8 protein-coding genes are annotated in these 12,826 nt (G+C 62.8%); 4 read left to right on the forward strand and 4 right to left on the reverse strand.

Annotated elements, in window-relative coordinates; all coding sequences use genetic code 11:
* Positions 1-6 precede the first annotated feature (6 nt).
* Complete coding sequence (gene asnB / locus HS122_09665; protein ID MBE7538665.1) at positions 7-1,923, forward strand: asparagine synthase (glutamine-hydrolyzing); 1,917 nt, start codon at positions 7-9, stop codon at positions 1,921-1,923.
* Between the two features lie 20 nt (positions 1,924-1,943).
* Here the strand turns inward: asnB and HS122_09670 are convergent, their stop codons facing one another.
* Positions 1,944-5,723: an immunoglobulin domain-containing protein gene (locus HS122_09670; GenBank protein ID MBE7538666.1), complete on the reverse strand. Its 3,780-nt coding sequence runs from the start codon at positions 5,721-5,723 to the stop codon at positions 1,944-1,946.
* Entirely contained in the window at positions 5,713-6,252 is a 540-nt protein-coding gene (locus HS122_09675) for a hypothetical protein (protein ID MBE7538667.1), read from the reverse strand. Before HS122_09675 ends, HS122_09670 begins: the two co-directional genes overlap by 11 nt.
* 415 nt (positions 6,253-6,667) lie before the next feature.
* Here HS122_09675 and HS122_09680 point away from each other — a divergent pair, with 415 nt between their 5' ends.
* Positions 6,668-7,426, forward strand: a complete 759-nt coding sequence (locus HS122_09680; protein MBE7538668.1) for a hypothetical protein — start codon at positions 6,668-6,670, stop codon at positions 7,424-7,426.
* Positions 7,427-7,537: 111 nt separating this feature from the next.
* Here the strand turns inward: HS122_09680 and HS122_09685 are convergent, their stop codons facing one another.
* A complete protein-coding gene (locus HS122_09685) occupies positions 7,538-8,383 on the reverse strand; it encodes a ThuA domain-containing protein (GenBank protein MBE7538669.1) in 846 nt (281 codons plus the stop codon).
* Positions 8,384-8,932: 549 nt separating this feature from the next.
* Between HS122_09685 and HS122_09690 the strand changes: the two genes are divergently transcribed.
* Complete coding sequence (locus HS122_09690) at positions 8,933-10,174, forward strand: MFS transporter (GenBank protein MBE7538670.1); 1,242 nt, start codon at positions 8,933-8,935, stop codon at positions 10,172-10,174.
* Positions 10,175-10,231: 57 nt separating this feature from the next.
* On the forward strand, positions 10,232-10,747 hold the full coding sequence (locus HS122_09695) for an SEC-C domain-containing protein (protein MBE7538671.1): 516 nt from the start codon (positions 10,232-10,234) through the stop codon (positions 10,745-10,747).
* Positions 10,748-10,846: 99 nt separating this feature from the next.
* Here HS122_09695 and HS122_09700 read toward each other — a convergent pair whose 3' ends face one another.
* Positions 10,847-12,673 (reverse strand): hypothetical protein, encoded by a 1,827-nt coding sequence (locus tag HS122_09700; GenBank protein ID MBE7538672.1) that lies wholly within the window; start codon positions 12,671-12,673, stop codon positions 10,847-10,849.
* Positions 12,674-12,826: the final 153 nt, after the last annotated feature.

Here is a 12,826-nt window from a genome sequence, read left to right on the forward strand (position 1 = left end):
GGCACGATGTGTGGAATCGCCGGATACGCGGGGAAAGGGAGCATGCGGGAGGGTGCGGTCCTGGCTGCGCTGCGCCACCGCGGACCCGACGGCGAGGGAGTCTGGCACGTGCGTCCTTCAGATGATGTTTCACTCAGCCTCCTGCACACGCGGCTGAAGGTCATTGATCTCTCGGAGAAGGCGGCGCAGCCGATGCGCCTGGATCGGGAGTCCCGCCTGCAACCGGCCGACTCCCCCGAGGAGTCGCGGCTTGTCGTGACGTACAATGGCGAGATCCACAATTACCGCGAGCTGCGTGAAGAGCTGGCCGGCAGAGGGCACAAATTCGAGGGCGCGGGAGACACGGAGGTTCTGGTTCGGGGCTTTTCGGAATGGGGGAGCGGGCTGTTTGGAAGGATCGACGGCATGTTTGCGCTGGCGATTTACGATGCCGCGCGGCGCAGGCTCGTGCTTGCGCGTGATCATGCCGGCATCAAGCCGCTCTACCATGCACGCACGGCGGACGGTGGTGTCTGTTTTGCCTCCGAGACGCGGGCTTTGCTGGCATCGGGTCTTGTGGATGCGTCGCTGGATTCATCCGCGATCGTCGAGTACCTGGAAACGGGAAGCTTCCGGGAGCCGGCGACCCTCCACGAGACCATCCGGAGCTTTCCTGCGGGACACTTTGCGGAGGTCAGCCTTGGCGACGGGCTGCCCTTCGCGCTTGTTCCGCACCGCTACTGGTCGGTCGAACAGGTGGCGGCGGGGGCAACGGTACCGGCGGCTGAGTGGAATGGGCTGCACCAGGACAGGCTTGTCGAATCGGTTCGCTCCCGGTTGAGCAGTGATGTTCCGATGGGAATCTTTCTATCCGGCGGAATCGATTCAACGCTTCTGCTCGAGCAGGCGGTGAAGTCTGGCGGGTGCGATCGAATCCGCGCGTTCACTCTGGGGGGTGGACTGACGGAGAGGGACGAAATCGGCGTGGCCCGGGCCACCGCCGGGCGGCTGGGAGTGCGTCATGAGGCGGTGACGATTCCGGAAGACGAATTGTCCACTTGGGTGCGGGATGCGCTGTCGTCCCCTGACCTGCCGTCGGCGGACGGAGTCAATCTCGCGCTGATTTCAAGGGCGGCGCGCGCACGTGGGCTGGTCGTCGTGCTTGGCGGGACCGGGGCGGATGAGCTGCATGGCGACTACGGGCATCCTCCCCGCCTCGCCATGCTCATGCGTGCGTATCGTAAAGATGGATACGGATCCGCGGTGCTTCGGCGCGCGGGAATCGGGCTGTGCCGGCTGCTTCGGGGTGGCGAACGGGCCGCGAGGCTGGAGTCGCTGCTCGATTCCATCGGTTCGGTCGAGGAGGTGCTTCTCGAGAAGCGGCGCTATTTCGGGCGCGAGGAGATTGCCGCCATGTTTCCTCCCGGTCGGGAGAAGGCGGTGGCTGGGCATGGCAGGCGGCTGGTTTTCGATCGCGAGGCATTGTTGTCCCTGCCCCTGAGGGATCAGGTTCGCGCGGCGGATGTCGCGGGCTACCTGAGGAACACCCTGTTGCGGGACGGCGATGCGGCCACCATGGCGCACGGGCAGGAACTGCGCGTGCCGTATCTGGGCCGCCGATACATGGAATGCGTGCTGGCCGCGCCGGAGGCCCGCGCTACGGACGGGGGCGGAGCGAAGCCGCGGCTGGTGGAAATGCTTTCGCCGGAGGGACGTTGGGCTGCGCAACGCCCCAAGGTCGGATTCAACATCGACATGGCGCGGCTCCTCGGGGGGGCGATGAAGGAGCCGTTCATCGAGGCCGTGGACAGGCTGAATTCACGCGCGAATTTCAGGCTCAACAAGGATGCACTGCTTGCGTCCTTGAAGGGTGGAGCCGACCAACGCCGGGCGCGACGGCTCTGGGCGCTGTTGAGCCTGGGCTCACACTTCGCGCGGCGTTGAGCGCGCGCGGAGCCGGCGCGTCACGGCATGTCGTAGACCTCGAGGATGGCGACTCCAGTCGTGCCTCCCGCTCCTGAGAGCCTGACGCTGTAGGTGCCGGGCGGCAGGGTTGCGACCATGGCGGAATCTGCGGATGCCGGCGGCAGGCTGAATGCGCCCACTCCCGAGAAGGCCGCCTTCAATTCGGAGGAACCGCCCCAGTTGTCATTCTCCGCCACGACGGCGCCCGCCTTGATCACCTCCAGGCGGGGATCCTCCAGCACGCCTGCGACGCCGAATTCCCGGAGTGTCGGGCCGACTCCGCGAATCAGGAGCTTCTTTGGAGTGGTGCCGGTTATGACAATCCCCGCGAGCAGCGTGTTTTCCTGCGTGCCGACGAAGTTGCGAACCGAGAGATTGACGATTTGAGCGCCCTGGGTGGAGGGATTGGAATCGTACACCTCAACGAGTGCGACGCCGGTGTTTGTGTCGGCGCTGGTGAGTTGGGCGGTGTACGCTCCTGCGCCGAGCACGGATGCGATTGCGGAGTCCTTGGAACCGGCCGGCAGCAGGAAGGCCCCGACATTCTTGAAAGCGTCGGTCATGCCGGGCTGGGAACCCCAGTCGTTGTTGGAACCCGCGGGGACTCCGCCCTCCTTGAACAGACTGAGCTGAGGATCGGGAATCGCGCCTGGAACGCCAAAGGCGGTCAAGCTTGGTCCAACGCCGCGAATCAGCAGACTCTTTCCGCTCGATCCGCGAATCACGAATCCAACGGTGAGGGCGCTTTCGCCGCTGCCGGCCTGCGCGCGGACGGACAAGTTGACCAGTTGGGAGGGAGGCAGAACTGAGACGGTGGCCGTGTCGCTCATCTCACTGCCCGCCCCGGAGGAAACGAGCACGCTGTAGCTTCCGGCGGTGTTCGCCTGCACATCCGTCAACTCGAGTGTTGCGGCGGTGGCGTTCGGGATAGCCGAGTTGTCGCGGTACCATTGGTAGTTCAATGGGCCTGTTCCTCCGGCCACCACCTGCAGGGTCACGGTGGCACCGGGAGCGACGGTCTGACCTGCGGGTTGCACGATGATATGCGGTGGTGTGGGAGCTGGCGTTACGCTCAGCCTTGCAGCGGCTGAAAGCGCCGAGCCGACGGAATTTCCGACACGCACCTGATAGTCACCGGCGTCGCCGGCGGAGACCGCCGGCAATGCAAGGGTTGACTGCGTCGCGCCGGGAATGGGGGAGCCGCCCTTGAACCACTGGTAGGCAAGCGGAGCGGTGCCGGAGGCGATGACCTCGAAAGAGATGCCCGATCCGATCGTGGCTGTCTGGTTGGCGGGTGATTGTATGATCCGCGGTGGCGCGATCACGGTCAGGTACGCGTTTTCGCTCGTGGCGGATCCCTGCGAATTTGTCGCCACAACCCGGTAGTAGCCGGCGCTGCCGATGTCGACGCTGGCCATCGTGAAATCGGGGCTTGTGGCGCCCGGAATCAGCACGGGGCCGTTGTACCATTGGTAGGTGGGGGCCGGCAGACCCGAGGCTGCGACATGGAAGGTCACTGCATTGCCTGAAATCGCAGTCTGGGATGCTGGCTGCGTCAGGATGACGGGTGGAGCCAGCGGCGGCACGACTACAAGGGTCGCTGGCAGGCTGGTGACGCTTCCAAGCGCATTCTGGACTGTCACGGTGAAGGTTCCGGCATCCTCGAGGGCGACCGGATTGAACGAGAGCGTGCTCCCGGTTGCTCCGGTGATGAGCGCGGCACCCTTCTTCCATTGATAGCTGAGAGGGGCCGTGCCGGTGGCCACAACTGAAAGCGAGACGTTCCGGCCTGCGGTGACGGTCTGGCTGGCGGGCTGTGTGGTGATGGATGGCGGTGTGGTAACTGTGAGCACCGCGGCGACACTGACGACGCTTCCGAGGCTGTTGGAAACCCGGACTGCATAGCTGCCGGCACTGGCTGGGGTGACGTTGGAAAGGACCAGCGTTGCAGATGCGGCGCCTGGAATCTGTGTTCCGTCCTTGCTCCACTGGTAGGATGGCGCCGGCAGGCCCGTGGCACCCACGGAAAACGTGACGCTTCCGCCGGAGGGGACGGTGGCTGACTGAGGCTGTGACTGGATGAGAGGAGCGAAGGACGCAGGATTGACCGTGAGGACGGCTGGCGAACTGACAATGGAACCGGCGGAGTTGGACACGCGCACCGTGTAGGCACCGGAGTCGTTGACACCTGCGACACCGATGGAAAGTGTGCCGGATGTGGCTCCGGAAATCTCATTGCCGTTCTTCATCCATTGATAGGCAAGCGGGGGAGGGCCTGATGCGCTTACAGAAAAAGTTGCGGATTGGCCCGCGGTGATCGTCAGCGAGGAGGGGCCGGAAAGAATGACAGGAGGTTCGCTGATGGTAAGGAAGGCGGGCTGGCTGGTGACGGAGCCGGCAATGTTGGTTGCGACGACCGTGTAGACCCCGGCATCCGGCAACGCCACGGAGGCGATGCTGAACGTGGATGACGTGGCGCCTGGTATGGCGATGCCGTTGTGTCTCCACTGAAAAGCTGGCGCAGGGGAGCCGGTGGCGACGACGTAGAAACTGACGCCGGCACCCAATGCGACAGCGCGAGAGAGAGGTGGGCTGACGATGGCCGGCGCAATCTGGGCGGGAATGACGGTCAGAACCGCGGCGTTGCTGGTGACTGAACCAGCGGCGTTGGACACGGTCACTGTGTAGGAACCGGCGTTTGCGGAGGTCAGTCCGGTCAATATCAGGTCGGGAGTTGATTGGATGGCGACTGACTGATTGTCGCGCTTCCACTGGAAAACGAACGGGGCCGTGCCCGAGACGGTGACTGCAAGTGTGACCGACGAGCCCGCCATTGCGGTCTGCGACTGGGGATGGGTGATGATCTGGGGAGGGGTCGTCAGCGCATTGACCGTGAGCGTCGCATTGTTGCTGGTGACCGAGCCGGCGGAATTTGTCACCATGACCTTGTAGGTCCCGGCATCGGACGCGGACACGCTGATCAGGTTCAACGTCGACGCCGTCGCGCCGGAGATTGGATTGCCGTTGCGATACCATTGGTACGTGAGCGGTGCTGTTCCGGTTGCAGTGACGGAGAACTGCACCGATGCGCCAACCATGACGGTTTGGGAGGAGGGGTGGGAGCTGATCGTGGGCGCGCTGATTCCGCCGGGGAGATAGAGTGACATTGCGCCGGCGATGTCGTCGGCGGCGAGATTGTCGAGGTCGGAAATCGTGCTGTTCATGATCGCCGGGACGTTCTGTCCAGCCTGATCAGGGTGATCCAGTCCCAGCACGTGACCAAATTCATGCAGGGCTACGCGATAGAGATCCGGGACGCTTTTGAGGCCCACAAATCTTGTTGGTCCGCGGTAGGAATTCCATACGAAGGCTGTGTTGAAAAGCACGTCGCCTTCCACACGCCTGTTTCCTGATGCGTACGAAACCGTGATTGCGAGGGTGCTGCCTCCGAATGCACTCCCGTACACGGTCGATGAAAAGAAGACATTGTTGATGCCATTGCCCTGGGCCTTTGGAGCGGAAGACCCGCTCACGCCGGAGAACGTGTTGGCGCCCATGTAGGGGTTCCATGCCGCCAGGGCGCTTTGCGCCACCGCGTCCCAGGAGGTCGATCCGTCGATGAGCGGGGATGACGGTGTCCCCAGCGCCAACTGCATGACGATGGGAGTCGTCCATTTTGACGAACTTGTATCGTACGCCTGCAGGGGCGAATGCCACACTGCCAGCAAGAGCAGCGCGCAGATGACGAAGGTGGGACTGCGGCGTGGATCAGTTCGCATTGCGGCTGCGCTTCAACTCATTCCGGACGGCCGCCTTGAACTCATTCAACGACAGGGCGGTGCGGCTGATGCTTGCAGCCGCGATGGCGGGATGGGCCGCTGCTCCGGCAGCCAGGGAAAGCTCCACATCGGATGTCGAGGCCAGAGGCATGCCGTTGACACGGTACACGCGTTTCTCACTTGTCGTGGGATCGGTTCGGATGTCGTAGACGCCGTGTCCCCAGCAGACCAGTGGGCAGGCGTCGACGCCGTTCCTTGCGACGAAAAGAACGACTTCCTCACCCGGTTTGAACAGGGGAGAGCCCTCCACGCGCATTTCGTCATCGCCGACCCTGCCGCCCAGGAATTCGAGCCTGAGGCTGCCGGTGTTTCCTCCGCCGGTGAGGTCATCGGTGACGTTAAACGTGACCCAGGTCTTGATCACGCGGAATCCCGCCTGATCCATCCATGCGGATTCGGAACCAACGACGGTTGCCTGCACCACGCGCGTGGCTGTTGCGACGAGTGACGCAAAGTCGGGCGGAAGCACGGTTGTCGCCCGTGCACCGATGATTGCGATGCCTGCGAAGCAGGCCGCCAATGCAGTCCGGATGAGTCGAGAGGGCTGATGTGGCAAGGGCGGAGGGCTGGGTGGGATCGACGAAGGATTGCGAGCGGTCATGCAAGGATTTCCACGTGGACACGGCAGCAGTATTCGCTCCATCGGCGCTTTCAATGCCGCATCTGCGAGGACGTTTTGGGTTTACGCCATTTTATCAGTCGGTGAGGCCTCGACGTTCACATACACTCCGCCTCTTGTTGTTCATGAGCAGAAGCCTGCGCTTTCCCGCCTCTTGTGTGCAAGAACGAGTCCGCGGGGTGCAGGTGGAGGATTGATCGGGAGAGTGGTTCCGACTTGGCGAGCGAGCGTGCGCGGGAAATTCGGATGGCAAGTGACGGATGCAATGGCACGCTCTCTGGTCATGATTTCCGCTGGCAAGTGCACGGCTGCGTTGGCAATGGCGCTGGGATTTGTGGCTCAAGCGATGGCTGCCGGGTCACCGACGGCCGATCTCTCGCGGTGGGTGGTGGAGCAGATGCCGGGAGGCACTGTTACGGTGAGGGACGGTGCGTTGGAGATTCGGGACAAGGCAGGCTGCACGATTTGGTGGAAGGAGAAATTGACGGCACCGGTGGAGGTCGAATTCACGGTGAAGGCGATACACGGTCCGTCGCCGAGCGACCGGGTTTCGGACGTGAATTGCTTTTGGATGGCACAGGAGAATGGATCGGAGGATGCGCCGTTTTCAAAGGGACATGCCCGCACGGGTCGGTTTGCAGAGTACGATTCGCTTTTCACGTACTATGTCGGGTATGGCGCGAACAACAATACGACCACCCGCTTTCGACGCTACGATGGCACCGCGAGTCGTCCGCTTCTTCCCGAGCATGATTTGAGGGATAGCCGGTTCATGCTCACAGCGGGACGTCCGGTTAGAATCAGGCTTGTCGCCCGAGATGGCATGGCCGAGTACTGGCGGGACGGTGAGCGCATCCTGCATTTCAAGGATCCGCATCCGCTGGAATGGGGATGGTTCGCCTTCCGCACGGTGAAGAGCCATCTGAGGATCACAGATTTTCTGGTGGTGCAGGGGGCGAAGGATGCGGCGGAAGCAACCTCCACTCCCGCGGTTCTGCCGCCGCGTGGTGCTGGAGCCCGATGAAACGGCGTTTCGAAGAGGATCGTAGCTGTCTCCGCGTGGCACGGGCGTCCCGCCCGCGTCAGAGCACCGCGGGCGGGACGCCCGTGCCACGCGGGACAGTGGACCCTTGGATCAAGGCGCAACTGTCACCGGCTGTATCGATGCCTTGAGGTCCGACAGAGCGGAGGCCGCCGGTGCGGGCTGGGTGACTGTGCCGGTGGCGGCCCATTCGGTCCCACGCGCCAGGGTGAGCTGGAAACCGAGCCCCTGCAGGGCCTCGAAGCCGTGGCCGAGTGCGGTGTGAAAAATCCGGCCGCGACCGTACCTGATGGCCATGAGGAGAGGTTCCTGCTCCTGGGTGCGCGGAGATCTGGCGGAGGCAAGGACGATGAGGTGTCTGGCCGGACCGCGCAGGCTGTCGTAGAGTTCGTCCTGAGCGTGCATCCATTGCAGCGGAAGGCCGCGCATGATCGGGTGATCGGGAGCCTGGGTCTCGATGAGAAATTCATGCTGCGGACCGTGAGCGCCGCCCTTGCCCGGTGTCATGTCGCGTGTCCATTTCCCATCGCGCAGACGCAGGTAGGGTCCGCTCTTCTCCGTGCGATTTCCCCAGCCACCGAGGCCGATCATTTCATTGTATTCGAGCCCTTCCGGAAAGGCATTGTCTGCGGCGTGGTAGGAAACGAAGCCGCCGCCACTCTTCACAAAATCGACAAACGCCGTCTTCACCGGCTCGGGCCAGCTTTCGCCGTTGTAGTTCGAAAGCACGACCGCGTAGTCGGAGAAGTTGGGTCGCCACGCCGACCACAGCGCTTCGTGTCGTGCCGTGTATTCGGCGAGCGCGGCTTGATATTCCTTGAGCCTGGCCTCATGCGCGGCCTTCTCAGCGGGCGTGGCATCCTTGGCCAGCGGAGGTCGCACGGGGGCGGTTGGAGTCGTGGAGATGTCGACTTTGAAGCGGCCGGTCTGCTCAAGCATGCGCCTCAGGAGCGGCGTGGTGGCTCGCCAGAGATGGTTGTTCTGTCCATCGACAATCAGCACGTGGATCGGCGATCCTGCTGCTGGCTGCTGTGGAGGTGCGGATTGCCGGGCTTGCGCGAGACAGCTCGTGAGTATTCCGAAACAAAGTAGCAGGCGGGAGATGCGATGCATGGCGGAGAGTGATGGCAAACGCTGTGGAACGAGACGATCATGATGCTGCGGACGTGTCACGACAAGGATCGATGACCGCGGACTGGATGGTGGTCGGACTGGGCCTTCGTGAATGAGATGCCCGTTGAAACGCAATCGGGAATCTGATTCAGCCAATTCTTGTCCTTGAATTTCAAGGGGATGTTCCCCAGCTTGCGGACTCGCGATCGCGTTTCCGTCCCGGGAATGCCGGCTGCACTCTTCATCGCCTGCGCCATCTGGCGCCGGTGAACCCATTCCCCCTTCCTTTCATTGAACGCATCGTCACCCCAGGAAAGCCCTGCTGTTCCCACTCGAAAACGTCACTGGGTTGTCGTTTTCGCGATCACACTGGCAATGATCTGCTACATCGATCGGGTGATTATTGCCCAGGCCACCCCGACGATGCGGGCGGATCTCAACCTCAGCATCGAGCAGTGGGGGTGGATACTCGGCATTTTTTCGTGGGCGTACACCCTGTGCGAGATTCCGGGGGGATGGATGGGGGACAAGTGGGGCGCGCGCAAGGTGCTGCTGCGGGTGGTGACGGTGTGGTCGTTCTTTACCGCGGCGACCGGCTGGGCATGGAACTATGTGTCCCTTTTTGTGTGCCGCCTGCTCTTCGGGGTTGGGGAGGCGGGGTGTTTTCCGAATCTGACCAAGGCCTTCACGGTCTGGCTTCCGTCGCATGAGCGCGTGCGCGCGCAGGGGCTCATGTGGTTTGCGGCGCGGTGGGGTGGAGCGGTTACGCCGTTCATGGTGGCGCTTCTGCTCCAGCACATGCACTGGCGCCGGGTCTTTGAGATTTTTGGCGTGCTCGGCGTGGTCTGGGCGGTGTTTTTCTTTCGCTGGTATCGCGACGACCCTCGGACCCATCCGGCGCTAAATGACGCGGAGAATGCCCTGCTTCCCAAGGTTGCGCCGAAAGTCGGGCATGGTGATGTTCCTTGGAGGAAGATTCTTAGAAGCCGCTCGGTTCTGCTCCTCTGGCTCCAGTATTTTCTCCTCAGTTACGGGTGGTGGTTCTACATCCAGTGGCTGCCGGCCTACCTGCGTGAGGCGCGCGGCTTCACACTGCAGCGCGATGCCCTGCTGGGTGCGCTGCTGGCGGGCGTCCCCCTTTTCCTTGGAGGAATCGGATGCTGGGTGAGCGGGCATTTCGCGCCGACTTTTGCGCGATGGTTTGGTGGGGTTGCGCCTGCGCGCCGGGTGCTCGGCTGCGGGGGGCTTGCCACGGCCGGACTGCTTCTTGTCATATCGGTGCAGATCCAGAATCCGATTCTCGCAATGATCGCGATGGGTTTTGCGAGCTTTGCGAATGATCTCACGATTCCCTGCTCCTGGGGGGCGTGCATGGACATGGGGCGCGCCTATGCCGGTTCCGTTTCCGGCGGCATGAACATGGGCGGTGCGGGAGGCGGAGCGGTTGCCGGACCGATGGTGGCGTACATACTCATCTGGACGGACAACAATTGGAACGTGCCCCTTTATGTCGCCGCAGTGGTTTATGGCTTTGCGGCGCTGTGCTGGCTCGGCATCGACTCGACAACCCCGCTGGATCTTGAATCGAGGGAAGAGACCGCAGCGAAGGTTGCGTGAGTTGCGCCCGGCTGATTTCGACTCGCCAGGCGCGGCATGAGCCGGGACGATGGACACATGTCACCTTCGGAGCCGGAAAAGAGGAGCATCAATGAGACTGATCCCTGCCCATGCGGCAGCGGAGGAACTTTCGCGGACTGCTGCCGCGCGGTTCATGTCGGGGCACGACCGGCGGCGTCGGCTGAGGAGCTGATGCGCGCGCGGTTTTCCGCGCATGCGGTGGGCAATTTCAAGTTTCTTCACGACTCCTATCGGGCGACGGCTGGGAGACCGTACGTGCCGGAAGATGGAGAACCGGAAATCACCTGGACGCGTCTGGAAATTCACGGGCATGAAACGACCGACAATCCTGACCGATCGTTCGTCGATTTCTCAGCCTATGGGACTGAGGGAGGCGTTGAGAAGGTGCTCCACGAAAAGGCGGAATTTCTGCGCGTGAACGGGACCTGGCTCTACAATCGCGAAATGCGGCTCGGGCCGGCACCGTACCGATCGGCGAGTCCGAAGGTGGGGCGCAACGATCCCTGTCCGTGCGGGAGCGGGAAAAAGTACAAGCACTGCTGCCTGGCGTAGCCGGCGGGCGCTCCACAAACTGGAGGGGCACGCTTTGTCGTGACTTGGATTGCGGGATTGGGATCGGAATAGGAATTCCGATCGGTGACCCCATGAAAATCAGCGCGCAGTGGCGCCCTCTTGGGCGACGGGCTCGATCCTCACGTCGTCGATTCGGAAGATCGAAAGAGGGGCCTTGGTGTCGGAGCGCGGGAGATCGCGGCCACCGTAACCGCGATCGCGAAAGCTACCGGTGCGAAATGAGATGCGTTCGACCGTGATGGATGGATCGGTGAAAATGGCGGGACGGCTGAGCTGGGTCCTGCCGTCGATCAGCACGGCGCAGCGATCGGCGGTGGGCGAAGATGGGATTTCGAGTTCGACGGTCTGCCAGGTGCTGCGGGAAAACTCGCCGGCGACGAGCCATTGTCCTTCGTGGCAGGCCCAGATTTTTCCCGTTTCATCCCAGGCCAGCCGGACGGGTCGCTGGCCTGTGGCGTCGAGCAGATCCACTTCCAGGCGTCCGGACGATTTTGCGGCGAACACCTTGAAGCTTATCTTCACTCCGTGCGTCCGGGGAAAAACCCGAACCGCGCGTGCATAATCCCAGGGATCCTCGTCGCGGAGCTCGAGCACGCGCGCATTGGCATCACGGCCTTTGACAACGCGGACAGGTGCCCACGCCGGGCTGTAGGTGTTCCAGCCTTCGGGGGGCGCGCCGACGGGCATGCTGTCGAAGGTGTCGTCGACGGGCTGCGTGACGGTGCCCGTGATGGGTGAAGGGACGCGCGCCACCCAGATGTCCTCCTTGTTGACGCTGTAGGTGAGCCAGACGGCGTTGCGGTGATCGGGAGGCTGGCCGTTGCCCTCGGCGATGCCACGCACGTATTGCGGCCCCATGTTCTTGAAGGCTCCTCCAAACCGCTGGTCAGGAAGTTCGCCGTGAATGGCGAGCAGGTCACCGAAGGAAACTCCGTCGACACTCGTCGCCACGGCGAGCGGATGGCGGAGTCGCCGGGTTGGATTGAAAAACAGGGCGAAACGTCCGTCCGGAGTGTGCTGCAGCCAGTACTTGGAAGCGTTGTCCGGCAGATTTGACGCAAACACCCTGGGTGTCCAGGTGAGGCCCTCGTCGCGGGTGGTCGCGACCTGCGCGTTCTTCCAGATTCCAAGAACGGTTCCATCCGGTCGGTGGACATAGGAAAGGGCCTTTCCCTTGATTCGATAGAATCCGCTCTCGTCGAGCTGGTCCTCCTCCCACCACTGGGCGGTGACCAGATGGTCTTTCAGGAGCGCGTCGCAGGCCGCAATGAAATCTCGATCCGGGGAACTGGTGTAGAGGGGGTAGGGCGGGGTGAATCCGGGGAAGGCCGGGCTCGAGTTCAGCTTGATGAAATAGATCGGTCCAAGTGTGCCGTCTGCCAGCATCTCCCTGACTGCGCGTCCGATTCCGGTGCCGTCGTTGGGAGACGGGGCTTTGCCGTAGAAACTGAGAATCAGGAGGCGGCCGCTGGGAGAAACATGAAAGCCCATGCGCTGATGAGCGACGGTCTCGGAGCCATCGGGAAGGTCGAAGGCCGGAAAAATGACGCTGGGCGGACTCCAGGACCGACCGTTCGTCGAGGTGGTCAGGGAGGTGACGCAGGGCGGTTCGTGTTCGTCACGCGGGCCGCTCAGGTACTCCAGGTAGAATTTTCCCTTCCACCAGGCGAGCATGGGAGCATGCAGGTAGGTGTCGCCGAGGCCGTCGGTGTGCGTGGACCTGGTGCGGTTGGCGCGAACGGCCTGCTGCAGGTGAACGCCGACGGCCGGTCTCAGACCTCCGTCCGCCGCCGTGGTGACTGGCGTGGAATCGGTGAAGACCAACGGGGCGTCGGCGGCACTGGCCGCCGCATGAGCAGCCAGGATCAGTGCGATGGCTGTTGTCAGGCGAGCGGTGGAAAGCATGCAGGAAGGCCGTAAGAGAGTCGTGGTGCGGTGGTGCGAGGAAAGCCCAGATGAGAAGTCATGAAGGTTGAATGCGAAATTTCCCGCGCTGAGGAGCGGCGCACAAATCCTGGGCCTGACTTTGCATGCCCCGCCAGCGGAGGGCGAGCGTTG

This window comes from Opitutaceae bacterium (genome assembly GCA_015075305.1).
In the GTDB taxonomy this organism is placed as follows: Bacteria; Verrucomicrobiota; Verrucomicrobiia; order Opitutales; family Opitutaceae; genus UBA6669.